The organism is Pseudomonas sp. TH43, assembly GCF_016650635.1.
Taxonomy (GTDB): domain Bacteria; phylum Pseudomonadota; class Gammaproteobacteria; order Pseudomonadales; family Pseudomonadaceae; genus Aquipseudomonas.
On sequence record NZ_JAEKFI010000001.1, the window covers coordinates 22,373 to 46,901 of the forward strand.

At 60.6% G+C, this 24,529-nt stretch carries 22 protein-coding genes; 16 read left to right on the plus strand and 6 right to left on the minus strand.

The window, feature by feature from the left end; translation table 11 throughout:
• Positions 1-13: 13 nt before the first annotated feature.
• The 3 genes from JFT81_RS00040 to JFT81_RS00050 form a co-directional block, all read right to left on the minus strand.
• A complete protein-coding gene (locus tag JFT81_RS00040; RefSeq protein ID WP_347340479.1) occupies positions 14-307 on the minus strand; it encodes a type II toxin-antitoxin system RelE/ParE family toxin in 294 nt (97 codons plus the stop codon).
• Positions 288-482 carry a stability determinant gene (locus tag JFT81_RS00045; protein WP_201203144.1) on the minus strand — a complete coding sequence of 65 codons (195 nt, stop codon included), beginning with the start codon at positions 480-482 and terminating at the stop codon, positions 288-290. Before JFT81_RS00045 ends, JFT81_RS00040 begins: the two co-directional genes overlap by 20 nt.
• Before the next feature lie 265 nt (positions 483-747).
• Positions 748-1,695 carry a transporter gene (locus JFT81_RS00050; protein WP_201225293.1) on the minus strand — a complete coding sequence of 316 codons (948 nt, stop codon included), beginning with the start codon at positions 1,693-1,695 and terminating at the stop codon, positions 748-750.
• 210 nt (positions 1,696-1,905) lie between these two features.
• On the opposite strand from JFT81_RS00050, the gene JFT81_RS00055 reads away from it, so the two are divergent.
• The 11 genes from JFT81_RS00055 (at position 1,906) to JFT81_RS00105 (ending at position 12,986) form a co-directional block, all read left to right on the plus strand.
• Positions 1,906-3,003, plus strand: coding sequence for an AraC family transcriptional regulator (locus tag JFT81_RS00055; protein ID WP_201225295.1), 1,098 nt, complete (start codon positions 1,906-1,908; stop codon positions 3,001-3,003).
• A 241-nt stretch (positions 3,004-3,244) separates the two neighbouring features.
• Entirely contained in the window at positions 3,245-4,132 is an 888-nt protein-coding gene (locus JFT81_RS00060) for a Dyp-type peroxidase (protein ID WP_201225297.1), read from the plus strand.
• Positions 4,133-4,142: 10 nt separating this feature from the next.
• A complete protein-coding gene (locus JFT81_RS00065; RefSeq protein ID WP_201225299.1) occupies positions 4,143-5,111 on the plus strand; it encodes a Gfo/Idh/MocA family oxidoreductase in 969 nt (322 codons plus the stop codon).
• A gap of 222 nt (positions 5,112-5,333) precedes the next feature.
• Positions 5,334-6,086, plus strand: a complete 753-nt coding sequence (locus JFT81_RS00070) for a GntR family transcriptional regulator (RefSeq protein WP_201225301.1) — start codon at positions 5,334-5,336, stop codon at positions 6,084-6,086.
• Positions 6,083-7,813 (plus strand): fumarate reductase/succinate dehydrogenase flavoprotein subunit, encoded by a 1,731-nt coding sequence (locus JFT81_RS00075; protein WP_201225303.1) that lies wholly within the window; start codon positions 6,083-6,085, stop codon positions 7,811-7,813. The genes JFT81_RS00070 and JFT81_RS00075 overlap by 4 nt, the downstream gene beginning before the upstream one ends.
• Before the next feature lie 27 nt (positions 7,814-7,840).
• The gene (locus tag JFT81_RS00080) at positions 7,841-8,086 is read left to right on the plus strand and encodes a ferredoxin family protein (protein ID WP_003225615.1); all 246 of its coding nucleotides are present in this window, start codon (positions 7,841-7,843) and stop codon (positions 8,084-8,086) included.
• Between the two features lie 232 nt (positions 8,087-8,318).
• Complete coding sequence (locus tag JFT81_RS00085; RefSeq protein WP_201225305.1) at positions 8,319-9,722, plus strand: ABC transporter substrate-binding protein; 1,404 nt, start codon at positions 8,319-8,321, stop codon at positions 9,720-9,722.
• A 399-nt stretch (positions 9,723-10,121) separates the two neighbouring features.
• A complete protein-coding gene (locus JFT81_RS00090; RefSeq protein ID WP_201225307.1) occupies positions 10,122-10,904 on the plus strand; it encodes an ABC transporter permease in 783 nt (260 codons plus the stop codon).
• Positions 10,904-11,752 (plus strand): ABC transporter ATP-binding protein, encoded by an 849-nt coding sequence (locus JFT81_RS00095; protein WP_201225309.1) that lies wholly within the window; start codon positions 10,904-10,906, stop codon positions 11,750-11,752. Before JFT81_RS00090 ends, JFT81_RS00095 begins: the two co-directional genes overlap by 1 nt.
• Positions 11,749-12,711, plus strand: a complete 963-nt coding sequence (locus tag JFT81_RS00100; RefSeq protein ID WP_201225311.1) for a HEAT repeat domain-containing protein — start codon at positions 11,749-11,751, stop codon at positions 12,709-12,711. Before JFT81_RS00095 ends, JFT81_RS00100 begins: the two co-directional genes overlap by 4 nt.
• Positions 12,708-12,986 carry a DUF971 domain-containing protein gene (locus JFT81_RS00105; protein WP_201225313.1) on the plus strand — a complete coding sequence of 93 codons (279 nt, stop codon included), beginning with the start codon at positions 12,708-12,710 and terminating at the stop codon, positions 12,984-12,986. The genes JFT81_RS00100 and JFT81_RS00105 overlap by 4 nt, the downstream gene beginning before the upstream one ends.
• A 126-nt stretch (positions 12,987-13,112) precedes the next feature.
• Here the strand turns inward: JFT81_RS00105 and JFT81_RS00110 are convergent, their stop codons facing one another.
• The 3 genes from JFT81_RS00110 to JFT81_RS00120 form a co-directional block, all read right to left on the minus strand.
• Complete coding sequence (locus JFT81_RS00110) at positions 13,113-14,765, minus strand: phosphoethanolamine--lipid A transferase (RefSeq protein ID WP_201226636.1); 1,653 nt, start codon at positions 14,763-14,765, stop codon at positions 13,113-13,115.
• Between the two features lie 136 nt (positions 14,766-14,901).
• Positions 14,902-15,639: a TorF family putative porin gene (locus JFT81_RS00115; RefSeq protein WP_201225315.1), complete on the minus strand. Its 738-nt coding sequence runs from the start codon at positions 15,637-15,639 to the stop codon at positions 14,902-14,904.
• Positions 15,640-15,830: 191 nt separating this feature from the next.
• Positions 15,831-17,573 (minus strand): amidohydrolase, encoded by a 1,743-nt coding sequence (locus tag JFT81_RS00120; protein WP_201225317.1) that lies wholly within the window; start codon positions 17,571-17,573, stop codon positions 15,831-15,833.
• Positions 17,574-17,676: 103 nt separating this feature from the next.
• Here JFT81_RS00120 and JFT81_RS00125 point away from each other — a divergent pair, with 103 nt between their 5' ends.
• The 5 genes from JFT81_RS00125 to JFT81_RS00145 all read left to right on the plus strand — a co-directional run bounded on the left by JFT81_RS00125 (position 17,677) and on the right by JFT81_RS00145 (position 24,480).
• Positions 17,677-18,594, plus strand: a complete 918-nt coding sequence (locus JFT81_RS00125; protein WP_201225319.1) for a LysR family transcriptional regulator — start codon at positions 17,677-17,679, stop codon at positions 18,592-18,594.
• Between the two features lie 154 nt (positions 18,595-18,748).
• On the plus strand, positions 18,749-19,366 hold the full coding sequence (gene lexA / locus JFT81_RS00130) for a transcriptional repressor LexA (protein ID WP_201225320.1): 618 nt from the start codon (positions 18,749-18,751) through the stop codon (positions 19,364-19,366).
• Positions 19,366-19,983 (plus strand): translesion DNA synthesis-associated protein ImuA, encoded by a 618-nt coding sequence (gene imuA, locus JFT81_RS00135; RefSeq protein WP_053120911.1) that lies wholly within the window; start codon positions 19,366-19,368, stop codon positions 19,981-19,983. Before lexA ends, imuA begins: the two co-directional genes overlap by 1 nt.
• Before the next feature lie 7 nt (positions 19,984-19,990).
• Entirely contained in the window at positions 19,991-21,406 is a 1,416-nt protein-coding gene (locus tag JFT81_RS00140; protein ID WP_201225322.1) for a DNA polymerase Y family protein, read from the plus strand.
• Positions 21,403-24,480, plus strand: a complete 3,078-nt coding sequence (locus JFT81_RS00145; RefSeq protein WP_201225324.1) for an error-prone DNA polymerase — start codon at positions 21,403-21,405, stop codon at positions 24,478-24,480. The genes JFT81_RS00140 and JFT81_RS00145 overlap by 4 nt, the downstream gene beginning before the upstream one ends.
• Positions 24,481-24,529: the final 49 nt, after the last annotated feature.

Below are 24,529 nucleotides of genomic sequence, written 5' to 3' on the forward strand. Positions count from 1 at the left end.
GGCCGCCCTTTTTTTATGCTGATGAGCTTCGTGGGTATTTTTGTCGGGCGTGGACCAGCGTCAGTATTCTGATGCGCCCGTTCACTCGATAGACCAGCAGATAGTTTGAATTAACTACCATTTCCCGAGTACCTGGCGCTCGACCGGATCTGTAACCATAGGGGATTGATGAAAGCCTTTGCGTTGCTGTACCCACCTTGTGTTGCAGAGCCGCTGAAGCGTTTGAGTTGTGTTGTTCGACGTAATCGATGATGTCAGCCAGATCGTCCAGAGCCTGATCGCTCCATTCAAGCGGCAGCGTGTCGATTCTTGCGTCTCTCTTCTAATAATTGGTCGAGCAACACCATAGCTTCCTCGTGAGGTATGCCCGGACTAGGATCATCCAGTGCAGCCTGCACCTTGGCACGAAACCAGCGATCGTAGCTCTCGGCCTCTTCTTCGGATTCGAAGTCAGAGTAAAACGGGGAAAGTAATAGGCTCATAGTGATCTCCGTGATCAATCTCAGCAGTCTAAGGAGGATGTGGCTCGCTTTCGTCACTGGCAAGACGAGGGGGCCAGTATCCCGAAGCGCTGGCGCAAAAGATGTCAGACGCTTCTTTCCCTCAACGAGGAATTCCAATCGGCTTTGTAGGCTCGGTCATAACCGCCTGTAGGAGCTGCCGCAGGCTGCCATCTTTTGATCTTGCTTCTAAAAACAAAGTCAAAAGATCGCAGCCTGCGGCAGCTCCTACAGGGGGACGCGGAGGTTAAAAGGCGTAGGGGATGCTGACTTTGGCCCAGAGCATTTCCCCTTCCGGTCGGTTCTCCACGTCGAATTCCTTGGCCCAGCGAATCTCCGCGCTGGCGTATTTGAGGAAGGTGAAGTGCAGCGCCGGGCCAATCGCAAACACCTGACCGCGCACGCCATCGTCCACGTCCTGCCCGGCAAACTGCACGGTGTGGCCGAACTGTTTGTCGTCGGTGGTCTGCTTGAGGTAGTAGCCATTGAGCCCGAGCATCACGTCGTCGGTGATCTTGTAGCTGGCCGAATAATCGAAGTGGAAGATCTGCCCGGACTTGTAATCGGTGTCCTTGTTCTTCTCGTTGAAGCTGTAGGTGGTCTTCATCGAGACTTCGGTGCGTTCGGTCGGCAGCCAGGTGAAGGAGAACAGCGGTTTGTAGGTGTAGAAATTGTTACTGGTGTTGGCCAGCCGATCGACGCTGTATTCGCCGGTCGGCACGGTGACTTCCAGGGCGGCGCCGAGGGTCAGGTTCTTGCCCATGTCCCACAGAATGATCGGCGCAACGGTGGTGTCGCCCATGCCTTCGCGAGTGTCACTGAGGCCGAACACTGAGACTTCCTGCTTCAACCACGGCTGGGCGATGTAGCCGGCCAGCCGTCCGCCGAAGACGCGCACCGGGCTCAGGTAGTCGAGGCGCGGAATCACCGCCGTGGACTCGATCTCGACATTCGGCACCTTGCCGCCCAGCGAACTGATGTTGAGCTTTGTCGACTTGTAATGGTTGTAGTAGAGATTGAACGCGACCATGTTCTCCGGAAGGCTGTTGACGTCCAGCGGCAGCATGAAGAAGCCGTCGGTGCCGGGGCCAATGTTGTCGACGCCGGCTTCGGTGGCCAGTGCCGGCAGGGTCGCGGTACAGCCCAGTAAAGTCAGGGCCAGGCGCAGGGGCAATGTCGCGCGGTTCGGGTGCATATCCGTCCTCATTATTATTGTGTTTTGGCGCAACGCCGGCACATGGCACGCCCGGCACTATAGAAATAAGCGCTTGGCACCCGGCGGGGCAGGGTATTGGCGGACAGTTAGGGGGACTTCTGCGGACAGTCGGCCAACCCTGTGCTAACTTCCTTCGACATAACCGGTTACAAAAATAACAATCAAGCGTGATCCGGAATGTCAGCCCCCATGAACGTAAAAGTCCAAGACCCGACCTTTGAATTGGCGCTGGTGTCGCCGTTCCTCCTGCAGACCCTCGCCGAAGTCGCGCAGAACAAGGGCGTCGATCCCGAAAGCCTGTGCCGTGGCCTGGGTTTTACCCTCGAAGATTTGCAGGATCCGGCGCAACGGATTTCCTATCGCCAGGCTGTGGCGATGATTCAGCGTGCGCTTAAGGGGCTGCCCAATCAGGGCCTGGGCCTGTGGGTCGGCGCGCAGAATGTACTCGGCACGCTGGGGCTGCTCGGCCATGTTCTGTCGCTGTGCAAGACCTTGCGCGATGCCTTTGCCCTAGGGATTCGCCATCAGCACACGTCGGGCGGGATTGTGGTTTCGAGCGTCGATGTGGTCGGTGAACAGGTGCATCTCGATGCCGAATGCCGCTTGCCGTTCGCCGATGTGCAGGTGTTCGCGGTCGAGGAATTTTTCGCTAGTTTGCTGGTGTATGGTCGCGCGTTGGCGGGAACCGATTTCAAGCCGATTGCCGTTGAATTCATGCATGCCGCGCCGGATTACCTCAGTGAATACCATCGCCTGCTGGGGCCCGACGTGCGCTTCGGTTGCCTGCATAATCGCATGCTGATTGATGTGCAATGGCTGGACGTGAATCTGCCCAATCACCATTCGCTGGCGCTGCGTCAGGCGGTCGCTTTGCTGGAGCTGGAAGCGGCGCAGGTGCATCAGAAGCTTGATCTGATTCAGGCGGTGGAACGGGCGATTGCCCGGGATCTGAGCCGGGGCAGCCATATCGAAAAGATTGCCGGTGATTTGAACATGAGCAGCCGCACTTTGCGTCGGCGCCTGACCGAGCATGCGCTGACCTTTGAAGCCTTGCTGGAGCAAGTGCGCCAGGCGCGCACGCTAAGTCTGCTGGCCAATCCCGATATGCCGATCGAGCGGATTACTGAAGAAGTCGGCTACAGCGATGTGCGCAGTTTTCGCCGGGCATTCAAGCGCTGGACGGGCATGAGCCCGAGTGCGTGGCGCCATGACGCAAACCCTCACCCCAGCCCTCTCCCAGAGGGAGAGGGGGCCGACCGAGGTGTCTTGCGAGTTACATCGACCTGAAAGATTGCGTCGATTGTGGACTTGAGAGAATGAAGGCCGACCGAGGTGTCTTGAGTCATGCACTGACCTGAAATTATGGATTCACGGATGCGCGTCCAAGACGGTGTAGATCTCTAATATCCCCCATCCAGTTCCCTCTCCCTCCGGGAGAGGGCTAGGGTGAGGGGCTTTTGACTCCATCCAAACCCCCACAAATCCCCCGGCCACAGGTAAACTCCGCGCACTTTTTCAAGGAGTTCACATGAGTTACTACCAGCCGGGCATTCTCGCCACCCCCGTTCCTGCCCAAGCACGCCACCTGTTTTTCGCCCTTGAGTCGGTAGAAGCCCTGCCGCAGGCGATCGATAACCTGATCAATCAGGTGGATGGCAAGTCGGCGGTGGTCGGTTTCGGTGAATCCCTGGCCAAGGCCCTCAACGTCCAGATCGAAGGCCTGCGCAGCTTTCCGGCCATGACCGGCGTTGGCGTCGAGAACCCATCGACCCAGCACGCGCTGTGGGTCTGGCTGCACGGCGTCGACCGTGGCGACCTGCTCAACCGTTGCAACGCCCTCGAAGCCGCATTGGCCCCGGCGTTGCGTCTGGTGGACATGCAGGAAGCCTTCCGCCACAAGGACGGCCACGACCTGACCGGCTATGAAGATGGCACCGAAAACCCGCACGACGAAGCCGCCATCGCGGCCGCCCTGCAAAGTGCCGGCACTGATGGCATGGTCGGCGGCAGCTTCGCCGCGATTCAGCAGTGGCAGCATGACCTCAAGGGTTTCCACAAACTGTCCGCCGACGACAAAGACAACATCATGGGCCGTCGCCTCAGCGACAACGAAGAGATCGACGACGCCCCGGTTTCTGCCCACGTCAAACGCACCGCGCAGGAGAGCTTTGCGCCGGAAGCGTTCGTCGTGCGCCGTTCGATGCCGTGGATCGAAGGTGATCGCGCTGGCCTGATGTTCCTCGCGTTTGGCTTCTCGCTGGATGCCTTCGAAGCGCAACTGCGGCGTATGAGCGGTCTGGAAGACGGCATCACCGACGGTTTGTATCGCATCAGCCGGCCGATCACTGGCGGCTATTACTGGTGCCCGCCGCTGAAGGATGGTCACCTCGATCTGCGCGCCTTGCGCATCGGTTAAAGGAGTCGACATGAACGTGGTGCGCTGGGGCATGATCGGGTGTGGCAGCGTCGCCGAGCGCAAGAGTGGGCCGGCCTTCTACAAGGTGCCCGGTTCGGCGCTGGTGGCGGTGATGGGCCGACGTCTTGACGCGGTGAGCGATTACGCCGCGCGCCACGGTATCGCTCGCGTCTACACCGACGTCGATGCGCTGATCAACGATCCCGAAGTGGACGCGGTGTACATCGCCACGCCCCCCGACAGCCACCACGCTTACAGCCTGAAAGTCGCCGCTGCCGGCAAACATTGCTGCGTGGAAAAGCCGATGGCGCTGAACGCCGGGCAAAGCCGCGAGATGCAACAGGTGTTCGCCGAGGCTGGTTTGCACCTGTTCGTCTCCTACTACCGCCGTTCGTTGCCGCGATTTACGCAGGTGCGGCAATGGTTGGAGGAGGGGCGTATTGGTGACGTCCGCCACTTGAGCTGGACGTTGACCAAGGCGCCGTCGCCGGCGGATCTCGATGGCCGTGATAACTGGCGCACCGATCCTGCAGTGGCCGGTGGCGGTTACTTCGCCGACCTGGCCAGCCATGGCTTTGACTTGTTCCAGTACCTGCTTGGCGACATCGTTGAGGTGGCTGGATTCACGGCGCGTCAGGCCGGTTTGTATGCAGCGGAAGACGCCGTCAGCGCCAGTTGGCGATTCGCCTCCGGGGCGCTGGGCATGGGTTGCTGGAGCTTTGTCGCGGATCGGCGTGAGGATCGGGTCGAAATCATCGGCAGCCTCGGGCGGATCAGTTTTTCGGTGTTCGATGATCATCCCGTGCAGTTGCACGCCGACGAACAGATCAGTCTGGAAATCCCTCATCACGAACACATCCAGTGGCATCACGTCCTCGGCATGAACGCGCACATTCGCGGTGATTCCAAACATCCCGCCGTCGCCGAACAAGCCCTCAAAACCGATTGGGTCATGGACCAGATCCTCAAACGCCACTGACCTTTACTGACCTTCACAAACCCCCTGTGGGAGCGAGCCTGCTCGCGAAGGCGGCGTGTCAGTCACCATCATTGCTGAAAGAGCCACCGCTTTCGCGAGCAGGCTCGCTCCCACATTGGCAGTGCGTCGTCGTATCTAAGGTTATGCCCATTCGGTATTTCTCAAACTTGTCATAACGTCTCTAAGATCACGTCATAACTCGTTATAACAAGTGATCCCGTGATGACCGATAACGTTCTCTCCCTAAGCAGCGTTCCTTTGCACACTCAACTGCGCGACGTCCTCCGTGCGCGCATTCTGGACGGTGAATACCCGCAAGACAGCCAGATGCCTTCCGAAAGCGAACTGGGTGCGCTGTTCAAAGTCAGCCGCATCACCGTGCGCCAGGCACTCGGTGATCTGCAAAAGGAAGGGCTGATCTTCAAGATCCACGGCAAAGGCACTTTTGTTGCCAAGCCGAAAACCTTTCAAAACGTCAGCAGCCTGCAAGGCCTCGCCGAGTCCATGACCGGGCGTGGCTACGAGGTGATCAACCGCCTGCGCAGTTTCAAATTCATCCCCGCCGATAAACGCGTCGCCGAGCGTTTGCAAGTCGCGGAAGGCGAGACCGTGGCGCAGATCAAGCGCGTACGGCTGATCAACCGCGAGCCGATCTCACTGGAAATTACCTACCTGCCCAAAGCCGTTGGCGAACGGCTGGAGAAGGCTGATCTGGTCACCCGCGACATCTTCCTGATACTCGAAAACGACTGCGGCATTGCCCTCGGCCACGCCGATCTGGCGATCGACGCGGTGCTGGCCGACAGCGACCTGACCCAGGCGCTGAACGTCGAGGCCGGCTCGCCGATCATGCGCATCGAGCGTCTGACCCACGACGCCAACGGCCAGCCGCTGGACTTCGAACACCTTTACTACCGTGGCGACGCCTTCCAGTACCGCCTGCGAATCGACCGGCAAAAAGGAGCGCAGGCATGACCCGCAATGTTCTCGAACAGGAATACGACATCGTCGTTATCGGCGGTGGCACTGCCGGCCCGATGGCCGCGATCAAGGCCAAGGAAAAGAACCGCGACTTGCGCGTGTTGCTGGTCGACAAGGCCAATGTCAAACGCAGCGGCGCGATCAGCATGGGCATGGACGGCCTGAACAACGCGATCATTCCCGGCCACTCGACGCCGGAGCAGTACACCAAGGAAATCACTATCGCCAACGACGGCATCGTCAATCAGGCGGCGGTGTACGCCTACGCCACGCATAGTTTCGAAACCATTGAGCAACTCGACCGCTGGGGCGTGAAGTTCGAAAAGGACGAAACCGGCGATTACGCGGTGAAAAAAGTCCACCACATGGGCGCCTACGTGCTGCCAATGCCAGAAGGGCACGACATCAAGAAAGTCCTTTATCGGCAGTTGAAACGCGCTCGGGTCAACATTACCAATCGCCTGGTGTGCACGCGATTGCTGACCGACGAGGAGGGCACCGTCAATGGCGTGATGGGCTTCGATTGCCGCACCGCCGACTTCCATGTGATCAAGGCCAAAGCGGTGATCCTCGCGTGCGGCGCGGCCGGACGCCTTGGCCTGCCGTCCTCGGGTTACCTGATGGGCACCTACGAAAACCCGACCAACGCTGGCGATGGTTACGCGATGGCCTATCACGCCGGGGCCGAACTGGCGAACCTCGAATGCTTCCAGATCAACCCGTTGATCAAGGATTACAACGGCCCGGCCTGCGCTTACGTCACCGGTCCGTTGGGTGGCTATACCGCCAACAACAAGGGCGAACGCTTCATCGAGTGCGACTACTGGAGCGGACAGATGATGTGGGAGTTCCACCAGGAGCTGGAAAGCGGCAACGGCCCGGTGTTTCTCAAACTCGATCATCTGGCCGAGGAAACCATTCAAAACATCGAGGAGATTCTGCACAGCAACGAACGCCCGAGCCGGGGCCAGTTTCACGCCAATCGCGGCACCGATTACCGCACGCAAATGGTCGAGATGCACATCTCCGAAATCGGTTTTTGCAGTGGTCATTCGGCGTCCGGTGTGTGGGTCAACGAGCGTGCCGAGACCTCGGTGAAAGGCTTGTACTCGGCCGGTGACATGGCCGCCGTGCCGCACAATTACATGCTTGGCGCGTTCACCTACGGCTGGTTCGCCGGGCACAACGCTGCGGACTTTGTCGCCGGGCGCGAGTTTTCCACGCTGGATGCCGAGCAGATCGAAAAGGAAAAAGCGCGGGTCTACGCGCCACTGGATCGCGAAAACGGTCTGCCGCCCGCACAGGTCGAGTACAAGCTGCGTCGCTTCGTCAACGATTACCTGCAACCGCCGAAAGTGACCAAGAAGATGCAGATCGGCCTGCAACGTTTCAGCGATATCGAGCGCGACCTCGAGCAGATGAAGGCCAACAACGCCCACGAACTGATGCGCGCGATGGAAACCAGCGTGATCCGCGATTGCGCCGAAATGGCCGCCCGCGCCTCGTTGTTCCGCGCTGAAAGCCGCTGGGGTTTGTACCACTATCGCGTCGATCACCCGCAGCGCAACGACAGCGAGTGGTTCTGCCATTGCCACCTGAAGAAGGGCGATGACGGCCAGATGACCAGTTTCAAGAAAGCCGTCGAGCCTTACATCATCCCGCTCGATGCCGAAGAAATGCAGGCCTACGACCGCTTGCGAGTCGGTGCTTTTGCCGCGTGATGCATCACTGAAAAGAGAGTCCGAACCATGGCCTATCAAGCCCAGGAAATCTTCTTCCGCTCCAATGCCCCCGTCACCGTGGACGAGGACAAATGCATCGCCGAAAAGGGCTGCACCGTGTGCGTTGACGTCTGCCCGATGGACCTGCTGGCGATCAACCCAGCGACGCAAAAGGCTTACATGGCGTTTGATGAATGCTGGTACTGCATGCCGTGCGAGAAGGATTGCCCGACCGGCGCCGTCAAAGTCGACATCCCCTATCTCCTGCGTTGAAACCAAATCCACTGTGGGAGCGAGCCTGCTCGCGAAGGCGGCGTGCCAGTCACCATCATTTTTGAATGAAAAATCGCATTCGCGAGCAGGCTCGCTCCCACAGTGGAATCGAGACAACCCAAAGCCATCCGGTGAACCCCGGACGCTGGAATCACCGAAAACCCCTCGTTTCCCACCGCGCCCTGATCGCGGCGGAGACGAACTCAAATAAACGATTCGAGGGGAAACAACCATGTTGCGTGCAGCAATCGCCGGTCTGGTACTGGCCTCATTTACCTTGTCGGCCTCAGCCGAAACCATCCGCATCGCCATCGGCACCCAGGACACCACCATCAACTGCGCCGCAGGCGGTTTGCTGATTCGTGAACTCGGTCTGCTCGACAAATACCTGCCCCACGACGGCGCCTACAAAGACGCCAAATACGATGTGCAGTGGAAGAACTTCACCAGCGGCGCGCCGCTGACCAACGAGATGGTCGCCGGCAAACTCGACTTCGGTGCCATGGCCGACTTCCCCGGTGCGTTCAACGGTGTGGCGTTCGAAACTGCCGGCAAACACAGCCTGTTCATCAGTGTGCTGTCGGGCAGCATCAAGGGCAGCGGCAACGGCATCGTCGTGCCGAGCGCGTCGGGCGTGCAGTCGCTGAGCGAACTCAAGGGCAAGACCATCTCTGTGCCGTTCGCCTCCACGGCACACGGCATGTTGCTGCGTGCGGTGGCGGCGCAGGGCTGGGATCCGCTGAAAGATGTGAGCATCATCGCCCAGCCGCCGGAGGTCGCCGGCTCGGCATTACAGGCCGGCAAGATCGACGCTCACGCCGATTTCGTACCTTTCGCCGAACTGTTCCCGAGCCGTGGTTTTGCTCGCAAGATCTACGACGGCGCCCAGGCCAATGCGCCGACGTTCCATGGTGCGCTGGTGGATCAGGCGTATGCGAAGAAGTACCCGGAGATCGTCGTTGCTTATTTGCGGGCGAGTATCGAGGCCAATCAACTGCTCGCCGCCGAACCAGAGAAGTACAGCGAGCTGATCGCCAAAGTCACCGGCGTCGATGCCGAGGTCAACTACCTGTTCCACGGCCCGCTTGGCGTGCAGACCCGCGACTTGAGTTGGAAGCCGGAATACCGTCAGGCGGTCGGCACCGCCATCGACACGTTGAAGCTGCTGAAGAAGGCCGACCGAGGCCTCGATCTGAATACCTTCATCGACGATCAATACATCCGTGCGGCGTTCAAAGCGTCGAATCTGGATTACACGACGCAGTTGGGCAACTACGCGCAGACGCCGTTGAAAACCACGGATGCCGCGACCGGTAAAGCGATCACTGACTTCAGCCACGTCGCCGAAATCTGGGTGCGCGGTGAGAGCAAGGTGCGCCAATACGCCTCGGCGGAAGAAGCATTCACTGCGTTGGCTGCGTTGAAGCAGGAAGGCAAAAACATCCGTGCGGTGTATGCGCAGGCCAGTGACAGTGGGATCAAGTTATTGGCCGATCAGGCGTGGTTTGCCAGCGATGCCAAGGGTCGCTTGAGTGCGTTCCTGCTCAAGGGCCAGGCCCAGCAATTTGCAGCGGCGCAGGGCGGCAAAGTTTTCGACTTCAGCGATGCCACCACCCAGGCGGTTGCCACCCGCTAAAACAGATCAAGAGCCCCTCACCCTAGCCCTCTCCCAGAGGGAGAGGGGACTGACCGATGTGTTTGGGCGAGGTACGCCGACTTGAAATACCGAGTCGAACTCAGGTTTTGAAAAGCATGAGGATGGGGTCGTTATTGAGCCGACCCCAGGTTTTGAAAAGCACGAATATCGGCTCCTTCTTGAGCCGAACTCAGGTTTTGAAAGGCATGAAGATTGGCTCCTTCTTGAGCCGAACTCAGGTTTTGAAAGGCATGAAGATTGGCTCCTTCTTGAGCCGAACTCAGGTTTTGAAAAGCACGAATATCGGCTCCCTTTCCCCCTCGCCCCCTTGGGGGAGAGGGCTGGGGTGAGGGGGTAAATCTCAGCCATCACACAGATCCAGAACTGGAAACCCGATCCATGAAATCACCCACCCTACGCTGGATATCAAGAGCTGCATCCTTGCTGCTCTGCCTGCTGTTCTGGCAACTCGCCGCCAGCCATCACTGGAACCTCGGCCTCGTCACCTTCGCCAACGTGCCGACACCCATCGCGGTGATCGAAGCGGCGCTTGGCCTGGGCGACTCCGGCAAGCTCCTGCAACACCTGACCGCCAGCCTCAGCCGTGTCTTCGCCGGCTACCTCGCGGCGCTGATCATCGGCATCGCCCTGGGCCTGGCCATCGGCCGCTCGAAATGGGCCGAAGACCTGCTGTTGCCACCCCTGGAAGTTCTGCGCCCGATCCCCGCCGTGGCGTGGATTCCGCTGGCGATCCTGATGTTCCCGTCGTCCGAACTGTCGATGGTGTTCATCACCTTCACCGGCGCGCTGTTCCCGATTCTGCTCAACACCGTGCACGGCGTCGAAGGCGTCGACCCACGCCTGATTGCCTCAGCGAAAAGCCTCGGAGCAGGGCGCCGGGCGATCCTGCTGGAAGTGATCCTGCCCGGCGCCGCGCCGAGCATCATCACCGGTCTGGCGATCGGCATGGGCACGTCGTGGTTCTGCCTGGTCACCGCAGAAATGATCTCCGGCCAGTTCGGCATCGGTTACTACACCTGGGAGTCCTACACCATTCAAAACTATGCCGACATCGTCGTCGGCATGCTCTTGATCGGTGTGCTGGGCATGGGCAGCAGTTTGCTGATCAAACGCCTGGGCGGGTTGTTCACGCCTTGGCATCGACCGCGAGGAAAAGCCTGATGAGCGTGATGCAAACCCCGGAAGGGCGGATCGATATCCGCCAGTTATCCATTGTTCTTGGTGAAGGGCTGCAAGCATTCGAAGCCGTGCAAGGCCTCGACTGCCAGATCGAGCCAGGCCAGTTTGTGTGCATTCTCGGCCCGTCCGGTTGCGGCAAATCGACCTTGCTCGGCGCCTTGGCCGGGCATCTCAACGCCCATGCCGGCAGCCTGAAAGTCGATGGCAGTGAAGTGTCAGGCCCATCACCGCAGCGCGGCATGGTGTTCCAGCATCACACGCTGTTTCCGTGGCGCACGGTGCGCGACAACGTCGCTTTCGGCCTGAAAATGCGCGGCATCGGCAAGGCTGAGCGCCATCGCGCTGCCGATGACATTCTCAAACTGGTCGGCCTCGAAGGCTTTGCAGAGCGCTGGCCGGATCAGCTGTCCGGCGGCATGCAGCAACGTGTCGAAATCGCCCGTGTGCTGGTCAATCGCCCGCGCCTGTTGCTGATGGACGAGCCGTTCGGCGCGCTGGATGCGCTGACCCGTCTGAACATGCAAGAGCTGTTGCTGGACATCTGGACGCGCATCCGCACCACCGTGGTCTTCGTCACCCACGACATTGACGAAGCGCTGTTCCTTGCCGACCGATTGCTGGTGATGAGCGCACGGCCGGGGCGAATCATCGAAGACTTGCGCCTGGATTTCGCCCGACCCCGCACCAGCGAATTGGTCACCAGCCATGAATTCTCCCGACTCAAGCGCCACTGCCTCGACCTGCTGCGCCACGACGATGACCGACCGCTGCCGCGCCTCAATCCGCTCGGCTTGCCTCCCGAAAATCCTTTACCGCGATTTGCCTTATGACCTCTATTTTTGCTGTGACCGAAAACCCTGACATCCTCGCCCTGCAACCGCGCCTGACTGCTGAAGATGCTGGCGTGCGGCGCATTGCGCTGATTGATCTGGCCGATCTGGAAGAGCCCGATGGCCTGCTCTGGCTGGTGGATCGCCTAAGCCTGGATCCTGCTGAAGAAGTCCGCGCTGAAGCCGCGCGGTTGCTGGAAGCCTGGGAGGATGAGGACGTTGTGCAAGCGTTGTGCGAGGCACTGACCGATTCGGCGCCTGCCGTGCAATCCGCCGCCGCGCAGAGCTTGAGCCTGCTCAAGACTGAAGCGGCGGGGCGAGTCATTTTGCCGTGGACCGACCACGCTGACGTCGGCGTGCGTATGGCCGCGTTCCGCGCCTTGCGCGAATTGCGTTTCGCCAATGCCGCACCGGCGGCCGTCGCAGCGCTGAACGATGCCGACGCCAGCGTTCGTCGCGAAGCCGTCGGCGTGCTGGGCTGGCTCAAACAACTTGACGCGTTACCGGCATTAGCCCGATTGGCCAGCGATGACCCCGACACCGAAGTACGTCGCGCCGCCACCGGCGCTCTGGGATTGGCCTCCAGCGCCGAAGTCCTGCCGGCTCTGCGCCATGCCTTGCAGGACGACGCCTGGCAAGTGCGCGAAGAAGCCGCGACAACCTTGGGCAAAGTTGGCCACATCGACGCTGGCCCGGCCTTGATCGAAGCACTGGGCGACGACTACTGGCAAGTCCGCTTGCGCGCCACTCGCAGCCTCGGGCGTTTGCGTTTCGCTCCGGCGCTGGACGCCTTGATTGACACCCTCGGCCATCGCATCAGCAACCTGCGCAAGGAAGCCGCACTGGCCTTGGGTGAACTGAATGATCGCGGCGCTGTGGCCGCATTGCAGGCTGCGCAGGATGACGGCGACCCGGAAGTGCGCAAAGCCGTGCGCATTGCCCTGAGTCAGTTGCAATGAACCCGCGGTCGGTGGGGAATTCGCAGAGCGAACGTATGCTGCGTTTAAGCTGGCCTGACGGTCGCGAACAACAACTCGATCACGCCGAATTGCGCCGCCAATGCCCGTGTTCGCAATGCCGCGCGTTGCGCCTGCGCGGCTTGACGCCAATGGTCGATGACCGCATCCGCCTGATCGAACTCAACCCCCAGGGCTACGGCGTGCAACTGGTGTTCAGCGACGGCCACCAACGCGGGATCTACCCGTGGGCCTACCTGGCAAACCTCAATTCTTAGATTCACCACCACTCCCTTGTAGGAGCAGAGCTTGCTCGCGAAGGCGGTGTGTCTGCCAACATCCAGGGTGACTGACCTGGCGCCTTCGCGAGCAAGCTCTGCTCCTACAAGAGATTGTATTGCGGGTTATTGCGCGGCAGTCATTGCAGGTCGGCAGCTGTGGAAGATATCCAGCCCCGGCTGATACAGCGAGGTCTTCACCTCAAACAACCCCAGCACCGAATGAAACAGATTGTCATGGCTCAGATCCGCCTGCCCGGTCTTGCCTTGCAGACAACCGCGATCAATCCCTTCACTCGCCAACGTGCCATTGCCAAACCACATCACCATCGGCACATGGGTTTGCGCTTCAGGCGCCAGCGCATACGGCGCCGCATGCAGATACAGGCCGTTCTCGCCCAATGATTCGCCGTGGTCGGAGACATACACCATCGAGGTATCCAGCGAATCCTGATTGCGCTTGAGCAGTTCAACCACCTTGGCGAGGAAATGGTCGGTATACAGAATGGTGTTGTCGTACACGTTGACCAGTTCATCACGGCTGCAACTGCCCAACTGGTTGGTGTGGCAGATCGGTTTGAAACGCTCCATGTCTTGCGGATAGCGCTCGTAGTACTCGGGGCCGTGGCTGCCGTCGGCGTGCAGGACGATGATCGCGTGGCCCTTGAGGCTGTCGATGTAGCCTTGCAGATCGGCCAGCAAAGCTTCGTCGAGGCAGTTGTTGCCATCGCAGAACGGCCCCGGCTGATTCTTCGCGATGTCACGGTGCGGCACGCGCAGGCAGGTGCCTTTGCAGTCGCTGTTGTTGTCCAGCCAAAGCACCTGCACGCCGGCACGCTGGAGAATGTCGAGCAGGCCTTCGTAGGTCTTGCCTTTCTTGTCGCTGTAATCCTCGCGCGGGAACATCGAGAACATGCACGGTACCGACACCGCCGTCGACGTGCCGCAGGAGTGCACTTGGGTGAAATTGAGGATGTCCAGTTTGCTCAGTTCAGGGTTGGTCTCGCGCGCATAACCGTTCAGCGAAAAATGATCGGCACGCGCGGTTTCACCGACCACGAAGACCATCAGCGATTTTTTCTCGCGGTTGGCAGCCTTGGCGCTCATCACCGCGTCTTCGCCGATGGCTTGCACCACGAAGTGCTTTTTGATGCCCAGGCGTTGCTTGGTGTATTTGCTGATTGCGTAGATGTAGTTGGTCGGGTTGATGAAGTGGGTGAGCTTGTCTTCTTCGCGAAAAATTGGCGCGTACGTCGAATAGAACGCGCCTACCGAAGCGCCGATCACCAGCACGCAAGCGACGATCACCAGAATCTTGTTGAGCAGCCCGCGAAAGAATGGCCGGTAGCGCACCGGCCAACGCCAGATCAGCGCCGCTGGCAGTACACCGAGCAGCAGCACGTAGGCCAGCAGTTTGCCGTTGAACAGCGCGGTGGCTTCAGATGGGTTGGTTTCGAAAACGTTCTGAATCATCACCGTGTCGATGGTGATCCCGTATTCGTTCATGAAATAGGCGGCGCAGGCCGAGAGCAGGGCGACCACGCTGAGCGCCGGTTTCAGCGTCCAGCGAAACGACACCAGGGTCAGCAGCAGCGTGATGGCGGCCCATAGAAACAGCCCGAAAGAAGCGAAAAACGCCACTTTGTGCGCGCCTTGCAGGGTGATCAGCGTCCCTAGCGCCTTCCAGGTCGCCAAGTTGTATAACGCCACCAGTGCCAGGGAAAACAGCAGCACCAGTCGGGTAGATGTGATGGACGGTAAACGCAGTCCGTTGCCCAAAGCCATTCTTGTTCTTCCTCTACGCAAATAGAAAACACACACGGTTACGCGTGTAACTGTAGAAGAACATTGGTAAAAATTCCGTAAACATCCCGTAACAAATGCCCGCCCCCTGTAGGAGCAGATTAGGTCTGGGTCAGAAGGATTTGCTGACGCTGGCGACCACGGTGGCGGTGCAGACGTCCTTGAAGCCCCAATTGCTCAGGCACTGGCTTTGCGACAGATCGGTGTCGATGTAGCTCAGGCCCAACACCACACCGGCCAGATTGTGAGTGAGTTTGACTTCCCATTCGCGGTACGACTCTTCGGCGCTGCCGGACGCCGAGTACAAGTGCGGATCCTTGAAGTCCATATTGCCGTAACGCAACTTCAGCCCTGATTCGTAAGGCAGCTCGGTTTCATAGCTGATGTAGCTGTACAGCGAGCTCTGTTTGCTATCGATCCCCGGCGCATCACTGGAGTAATACGCCGCCAGTTTCACGCCATAAACCCCGAGAATCCCGTAGACCTCGCTCTGGTTGAACTGGCTTTCCTTGGGGTAGGCATATTTGATGTAACCCAGATCGAGGCTGACATCCTCGGTGGCCTGCCACAGCCAACCCGCGTAGTAGTCGACTTCCTGACGGGTTTTCAGGCCGCCGCCGAAATCGACGTTCGAGCTCCAAGCGCCGAGGTACAGGCCGCTGCTGTGAGCGAGGGTCAGACCGGCCTGCATGGCGGGATCATTCTGGGTCTGCGAGATGCCACGAGTGCGGTAATCGCTGGCCAGGGTCAGATCCACCAGCAGCGCAAAGTCGTCGTTCAAAGGGATCGCTTGGCTGCTCAAGGGCAGCACGCTCAAGAAACTCAGGGCGAACAGGGGCAAGGCTTTCATGTGAAGTCCCGATGTTGTGATTATTGTTGGGCAGTACGAAGTTTTGTAGGAGCCGAGCTTGCTCGCGAAGGCGGCCGTTCATTCAGCATTGATGTCGACTGAACTGACGCTTTCGCGAGCAAGCTCGGCTCCTACAGGGGGTGTGGCGAAAAGGTGATTTCAGGCCCGCGACATAGGGCGAGACCTTGTTGTTATTGAGCCGCGGTATAGACCTGACGGCCGCCGAACCAGGTTTGCAAAACTTTGGTGTCATGCAGGGCTTTGTTGTCGACGCTGAACACATCACGATCAAGCACGATGAAGTCTGCCTGCTTGCCCGGTGTCAGCGAGCCGATCTGTTTCTCCAGGCCGATGGTTCGCGCCGCGTTGACGGTGTAGGCGTAGAACATGGTTTCACGGTCCAGACGCTCGTCGGCATTGAGCACGCCCAGCGGGCCGACGCGGGTGATGGCCTGGGCCATGGCATTGAAGGGATTCGGCGAAGACACCGGCCAGTCACTGGCGCCGGCAATCGTCGCGCCCTGTTTGAGCAACGAATGCGCCGGGTATTGATAGCGAAAGGCGAGGGCGCTGACGTACGGTTTGATCATGTCGGTGGTGTAGTCGTCGGCGCTGGCCCAGAGCAACTGCATCGAAGCGATCACATTGAGCGGCTTGAAGCGCGCGAACTCTTTCGGGTTGACCATTTGCAGGTGGGTGATCGAGTGGGTAATGCCGCTCTGGCGATCCTTGCGCGCCTGTTCGATGCCATTCAGCGATTCACGCACTGCGCGGTCGCCAATCGCATGGATATGCACCAGCCAACCACGCTGGTCAATGGCACTGACCAGCTCGCCGAAATGCTGCGGATCGATCAGTAATTCACCCTGTTTGTGCGAGTTGCTGTACGGATCGATCATCGCCGCGCTCTGCGCCGGGAACTCGATCACGCCGTCGGCGAAGATCTTGATGCCGGGCAAGGTCAGATTGGCAATGCCCTGAAATTGCTGGCGAACCTTGTCCAGGGTATCGAGGTCGGCGGGCACGCTTTTCGGGTTGGCCACCAGCAGTGCGGCGACGTGCACACTCATGTCGCCGCTTGCCGACAGCGCTTTATATGCCGGCAGCACACCGACGGTTTTTTCGGTGGGCTTGAGCGCAAATACCGCCTCGCCCGGTGCGGCGTTGGCGGCCGGGTCCATCCACGCGGTGATGCCGAGGCTGTTGTTGAAACGCACCGCTGATTTGGCAGCGTTCAACATGTCGGTGGGGCTCGGCACCGGCATTTTCGAGGCGACGCGATCCCAACCGGCATCGACCACGAAGCCGTTGGGCTCGCCACTGGCCAGTTTGCCGAGGGTGTCCTTTTCTGCGTCGGGCAGGGTCTTCAGCAATGCTGCATCAATGCCAGCGAGTTTGAGCATCACATTGTTGGCCCATGCGGTGTGGTGATCGCTGCCGATGAACACCACCGGCACGCTCGCCCATTCGCCGCTGTTGAAGGTTTTGCCCAGCGCTTCAGCCTGTGCCCAATAAGCCGAACTCATGCCGGCAATGCTCAGCACATCGCCGTGTTTGGCTTTGCCGTCTTCGCGCCAGCCGCGCAGGCGTTTTTCCAGCTCATCGAGGGCGACGACTTCGTCCTCCATGTTGGCCGACACCATTTCCAGCCCGCCGAAAATCGCGTGGGAATGGCTGTCGATCAGGCCGGGCATCAGGGCTTTGCCCTTGAGGTCGATGACTTGGGTGCCGGGTTCGATCAAGGCTTTGATCTGCGCATCTGTGCCGACTTTCAGCACCTTGCCGTTTTCCACGGCCAGTGCCTGAACCTTGGGTTGCGCACGGTCGGCGGTGAAAATCTTGCCATTGAGCAGGATCAGATCAGGCGCGGCCATGGCTTCCATCGAGGCAAAACTTACAGCGACAACCAACAGCTTCGGGATGAATCTTTTCATTGAAGATTTCCTTGTTATTGCGTCTGATGGCGAGATTAGTGGCTGGAAGCGGCTGACAGAACGCCTCCCGCACGAAAAACGTTTTTGCCTGAATGGAAAAAGCATGGACAAGTTGGGCGCATTGAAAATGTTCGTGGTCACCGCGCAGCTCGGCAGTTTCAGCCGCGCCGCCGAGCAATTGGGCAAGACCCCCTCGGCCCTGACCAAAGCGGTCAACCATCTGGAGTCTGAACTCGGCGCGCGGTTGTTCGAGCGCAGCACGCGGCGGATTTTGCTGACCGAGATTGGTCGGGTGTATCTGGAAACTGCGCGGCTGGTGTTGCAGCGGCTGGACGAGGCCAGCGAAGAAATCGAGCAGTTGCAGCATGGCTTGCGCGGCAGCCTGAAAATCACTGCGCCGCTGGCCTATGGACGGGCGTTTCTCGATCAGGTGTGTGACGGTTTTTTGCAGCAATACCCGCAGATCAGCCTGCAAGTGGATCTGTGTGATGCGTTCGTCAATCTGCTCGAAAGTGGTTATGACCTGGCCTTGCGTGAAGGCCACGATGACTTGCCGGGGCTGATTGCGCGGGTGGTGGGCAGCAATCGTCTGGCCCTGTGCGGCAGTCCCGAGTATTTGGCGCGTAAGGGTTTACCGGTCAATCCGCAGACCCTCGAACAGCATGAATGGCTGCTCTATCAGCACCCTTTGCTCAGCCGCGAATTCTGGTGGGCCGAGCGCGACGGTCAGCGCCATAGCCTTCCCCAACCGGCGACGCCGCGGTTGCGCAGCGACAATTACGATCTGTTGCTGGCCAGCGCTCTGGCCGGGCGCGGTTTGCTGCACACGCCACTGTGGAGCGCTGCGCCGTACATCGCCGACGGGCGACTGGTGCGGGTCATGGCTGATTACGAGATCGACCCGGATACTTTCGGCCCGCACATTCTCGCGGTGTACCCGAGCCATCGGCGGGCCACGGCCAAAGTCGTGGCGTTCATCGATTACATCGCCGCCTTCCTCGCCGAACGCCACCTCAACTGACGTCAAATCCCCTGTAGGAGCTGCCGCAGGCTGCGATCTTTTGATGTTTTTTTTAAAGGCAAGATCAAAAGATCGCAGCCTTCGGCAGCTCCTACATGGATTTACGGGGATCCTGACCTGCGGTGCTTGTCAGGAAAATCCTACAGGAGTACAAATGTACTCCATGACCAACCTCACTCCCCGCCGTACCGCCATTCTGACTTTTATCCGCGATCGCATCGCCGAGCACGGTCAGCCCCCAAGCCTCGCTGAAATCAGCGAGGCTTTTGGTTTTGCTTCGCGCAGCGTGGCGCGCAAGCATGTGCTGGCGCTTACCGAAGCCGGGTTTATCGAAGTCAATCCGCATCAGGCCCGAGGCATTCGTTTGCTTGGGCAACCGGCGCGCCCGGAGTTGCTCGACATTCCCGTGCTCGGCCGCGTCGCTGCCGGTGCGCCGATTGGCGCCGATGCCGACATCCATAGCCGCTTGCTGCTCGACCCGGCGCTGTTCTCGCGCACGCCCGATTACATGCTGCGGGTGCAGGGCGACTCAATGATTGAGGACGGCATTCTCGACGGCGATCTGGTCGGCGTGCGGCGCAATCCCGAAGCGCTCAACGGCCAGATCGTTGTCGCGCGGCTCGACGGTGAAGTCACCATCAAACGTTTCGAACGGCTCGGCGATGAAGTGCGGCTGTTGCCGCGCAACCCGGCGTATCAGCCGATTGTCGTGCGCGACGATCAGGATCTGGCCATCGAAGGGGTGTTCTGCGGTCTGGTGAGGCAAGGCTGATGGGCGCCGTCGTTGCGTTGGATACGCTGTTCAATGGCGGCCAGGTCTGGAAGGGCCGGCCTGCGCCACCGGCTGCCAGCCCACAACCGACCGGGCATGCAGCGCTGGACGCGGCACTGCCCAGCGGTGGCTGGCCGGAAGCGGCATTGAGCGAAATCCTGTTGGCCGGCCCCGGGGTCGGCGAGCTGCAATTGGTCTGGCCGACGCTGGCGCGGCTGTCGGCAGCGGGCGAGCGCATCGTGCTGGTGGCGCCGCCGTTCGTGCCGTACCCGCAAGCGTGGGAGAACGCCGGGGTCGACCTGCGTCAGTTGTCGGTGATTCAGGCCAGTGAGCGCGATGCCTTGTGGGCGGCGGAACAATGCCTGCGTTCGGGCAGTTGCGGCGCGGTGCTGTGCTGGCCGCACAAGGCTGATGATCGCGCCTTGCGGCGCTTGCAGGTGGCGGCGGAAACCGGCCAGACCCTGGCGTTTGCCTGGCGCCCGTTGAGCGAAGCGGTCAACCCGTCGCCCGCCGCGCTGCGCATTGCCATCGACGCCAAACCTGCGCAATTACGCGTCCTCAAGTGCCGTGGCGGACTCGCGCGCACCGCGCCGATTGCCTTTGCCGTGGGTCACTGAGGTCGCCATGCGCTGGGTGTGTATTCTGTTCCCGCAATTGGCCCTCGACGCCGTGCTGCGTCAGCGTCCCGATCCCGATGAACCGTTGGTGCTGCTCAGTGGCCCGGCCCAGCGGCGGGTGCTGCAAGCGGTGAATCCGGCGGCGCGCAAACTCGGTTTGCGTCCCGGCCAGTCGATGACCGCCGCCCAGGCCATGAGCAAAGGTTTTGTCACCGCTGATTACGAGGCCGCCGAGGTCGAACACTGGCAGCAGTTTCTCGCCGCGTGGGCCTACGGTTTCAGCGCGCAGGTCAGCGTGCATTACCCGCGCACCGTGGTGTTCGAGATCGAGTCGAGCCTGGGCCTGTTCGGTTCCTGGGCGCAGTTCGAAGCACGGTTACGCAAGGAACTGACCGATCTGGGCTTCCGCCATCGCATCGTCGCCGCACCGAATCCAGTAGCGGCGCGAGTGTTGGCCAACGCTTATGACGGTTTGGTGGTGCCGGACGGCGAAGCCTTGCAGCATCACCTCGGGCAATTGCCCGTCGACCGCGTTGGGCTGGAACCGGGCGTAGCCACGGCGTTGTCGCGCATGGGCCTGCGCAACCTCAGTCAGTTGCAGAACCTGCCGCGTCAGGCGCTGGCCCGGCGTTTCGAAGCGCAGATGCTCAAACACCTCGACACCTTGTTCGGTGCGCGGCCATTGGCGCTGGAGTTTTACCTGCCGCCCGATCGATTCGATGTACGCATCGAACTGAATTTCGACGTGCAATCCCATCAGGCACTGCTGTTCCCGTTACGCCGTTTGACCGGCGATCTGTCGGCATTCCTTTGTGGGCGCGACAGCGGCGTGCAGCGTTTCGACCTTCATCTGGAGCACGCCGGGCTGCCGGACAGCGTAATCAAGGTTGGCCTGCTCAGCGCCGAACGTGACCCGGCGATGCTCTTTGAGCTGGCGCGTGGACGGCTGGAGCAAGTGCAAGTTGAAGCGCCGGTGCGCGGTTTTCGCTTGCGCGCCGAGGATCTGCCGAGTTTCGTGCCGCAGTTTCAGGAGCTGTTCGACGACCGTCCGCAGCAGACCTTGCCGTGGGAGCAGTTACGCGAGCGCCTGCGCGCACGGTTGGGCGATGATGCGGTGCAAGGGCTGCGATTCCAGGCCGATCATCGGCCGGAGTGCGCGTGGCAGAACGGTGTCGATAAACAACGTTGCGCAGGCTTGCCGAGTGTCCAGCGTCCGGGCTGGTTGCTCGGTGAGCCGCAAAGCGTGCCGCAAGGTTCGGCGCGAATCCTCATGGGCCCGGAGCGCATCGAATCGGGCTGGTGGGACGGCGACGATGTGCGCCGCGATTACTACCTGATCCAGAACCGCGCCGGTCAGCAGGGCTGGGCCTATCGCGCGGTAGGCGAGGGCGGTCCGTTGTGGCTGCAGGGCTGGTTTGCATGAACGCTGGCTATGCTGAACTGCACTGCCTGTCGAATTTCAGTTTTCAGCGCGGTGCGTCCAGTGCTCTTGAGCTGTTTCAGCGCGCGAAAAAACACGGTTATCAGGCGCTGGCGATCACCGATGAGTGCACGCTGGCCGGGATTGTTCGGGCGTGGCAAGCGGCAAAATCGGTCGAATTGCCACTGATCATCGGCAGCGAAGTACGTATCGAAAACGGCCCGAAACTGGTGCTGCTGGTGGAGAATCTTGCCGGCTACCAGGCGCTGTGCGGGTTGATCACTCGTGCCCGCCGACGCACGCAGAAAGGCCAGTATCAGGTACTGCGCGAGGACTTCGACGAACCGCTGTCGGGCTTGTTGGTGCTGTGGGTGCCTGATTCGGTGGATCAGGTGCAAGAGGGCCGCTGGCTGAAGCAGACCTTCGGCGAGCAACTGTGGCTGGCGGTGCAGTTGCATTGCGGGCAGGACGATCAGCGACGGTTGGCGGCGTTGTTGAGTCTGGCTGCTGAGCTGGGAATGACAGCGGTGGCCAGCGGCGATGTGCACATGCACGCCCGTGGCCGGCGCGCCTTGCAGGACACCATGACGGCGATCCGTCATCACGTGCCGGTGGCCGAGGCGGGATTGCGCCTGCATCCCAATGGCGAGCGGCATTTGCGCAGCCTCGAAGTGTTGCGTGAACTGTATCCGGCGGCCTTGCTGGAAGAGTCGGTGAATCTGGCCCGGCGCTGCACCTTCGATCTGAGTGAATTACGTTATCAATATCCCAAGGAACTGGTGCCCGAGGGGCACAGCGCCAGTTCCTGGCTGCGCCACCTGACCGAAGAAGGCATTGCCTGGCGCTGGCCCAAAGGCCCGCAAGCCAAAGTGCTCAAGCAGATCGACGATGAGCTGCAACTGATCGCCGAACTCGGCTACGAAAGCTACTTCCTCACCGTGCATGACGTGGTGCGCTTCGCCCGTGAGCAAAAAATCCTCTGTCAGGGCCGTGGTTCGGCGGCCAACTCGGCGGTGTGTTTTGCCCTGGGCATTACCGAAATCGACCCGGATCGCACCACGCTGCTGTTCGAGCGCTTCATGTCGAAGGAGCGTAACGAGCCGCCGGACATCGACGTCGATTTTGAGCACGAGCGCCGCGAAGAGGTTCTGCAATACGTGTTTCGCCGTTATGGCCGCCGTCGTGCGGCGCTGACGGCGGTGGTCAGCACCTATCACGCCGCCGGCGCGGTACGCGATGTGGCCAAGGCGCTGGGCCTGCCCCCGGATCAGATCAATGCGCTGGCCGATTGCTGCGGCCACTGGAGCGATGAAACACCGCCGCTGGCGCGATTGCTCGAAGGTGGATTTGACCCTGACAGCCCGGTGCTGCGCCGGGTGCTGAGCCTGACCGGGCAACTAATCGGCTTCCCTCGGCATTTGTCGCAACACCCCGGCGGCTTCGTGATTTCCGAGCAGCCGCTGGACACGCTGGTGCCGGTTGAGAACGCGGCGATGGCCGATCGCACGATCATTCAGTGGGACAAGGACGACCTCGATGCGGTCGGCCTGCTCAAAGTGGATATCCTCGCGCTGGGCATGCTCAGCGCGATTCGCCGCTGCTTCGACTTGCTGCGTCGTCACCGCAATCTGGACCTGAGCCTGGCGAACATCCCGGCCGAAGACAAACCGACCTACGAGATGATCAGCCGCGCCGACACCATCGGCGTGTTCCAGATTGAATCCCGCGCACAGATGTCGATGCTGCCGCGCTTGAAGCCGGCGAAGTTCTACGACCTGGTGATCGAAGTGGCCATCGTCCGCCCGGGGCCGATTCAGGGCGGGATGGTCCATCCGTATCTGCGGCGTCGGAACAAGGAAGAAGAGGAGACCTATCCGTCGCCAGAACTTAAGGTGGTGCTGGAAAGAACCCTCGGCGTACCGCTGTTTCAGGAACAGGTGATGCAGATCGCCATCGTCGCGGCAGACTACAGCCCCGGCGAGGCCGACCAGTTGCGCCGTTCGATGGCCGCATGGAAACGCCACGGTGGTCTGGAACCGCACAAGGCGCGCCTCGCCGCTGGCATGAAGAAAAACGGCTACACGGAAGAGTTCGCCGCGCAGATTTTCGAGCAGATCAAGGGCTTCGGCAGCTACGGCTTTCCTGAGTCCCACGCCGCCAGTTTTGCCTTGTTGACCTACGCCAGTTGCTGGCTCAAGTGCCACGAACCGGCGGCGTTCGCCTGTGCGCTGATCAACAGCTGGCCAATGGGCTTCTACAGTCCCGACCAGATTCTGCAGGACGCGCGTCGGCATCAGTTGCAGATTCGCCCGGTGGACGTGCGCGCCAGCGACTGGGATTGCAGCCTGGAAACCACCACCGGCGCGCAACCGGCGATTCGTATGGGTCTGCGCATGATCAAGGGTTTTCGCGAGGACGACGCCCGGCGTATCGAAGCGGCGCGCGAGCGTGGGGCGTTTGCCGATGTCGCCAATCTGGGGGAGCGGGCGGGGCTCGACAGCCGAGCGCAGGCGTTGTTGGCCGATTCCGGGGCATTGCGCGGCTTGGCCGGGCATCGTCATCGGGCGCGCTGGGAGGTGGCGGGGGTACAGAAACAACTCGGTTTATTTGCTGGGTTGCCGAGCCCGGAAGAGCCTGATGTAGTGCTGCCCAAACCGAGTGTCGGTGAAGATCTGCACGCGGACTACACCACGATAGGCACCACGCTGGGCCCGCACCCGCTGGCGCTGCTACGCAGTGAGTTGAAGGCGCGGCGCTGTCGAAGTTCGCAGGAATTGCTCGACTTTGAACACGGCAGGCCGGTGAGCGTTGCCGGGCTGGTCACCGGGCGGCAACGGCCGGGCACCGCCAGCGGTGTGACCTTCGTGACTTTGGAAGACGAGTTTGGCAACGTCAACGTGGTGGTTTGGCGCGACCTGGCCGAGCGTCAGCGCCAGGTGCTTGTGGGCTCGCAGCTACTCAAGGTCGATGGCCGCTGGGAGCGCTCAGGCGAAGTGCGCCACTTGATCGCCGGACGCCTGAGCGACCTGAGCCCGCTGCTCAATGGCATCCGCGTACAGAGCCGCGATTTCCATTAGCGCACTCCGATCGTTCCTACGCTCTGCGTGGTAACACCTCCCGTGGCTG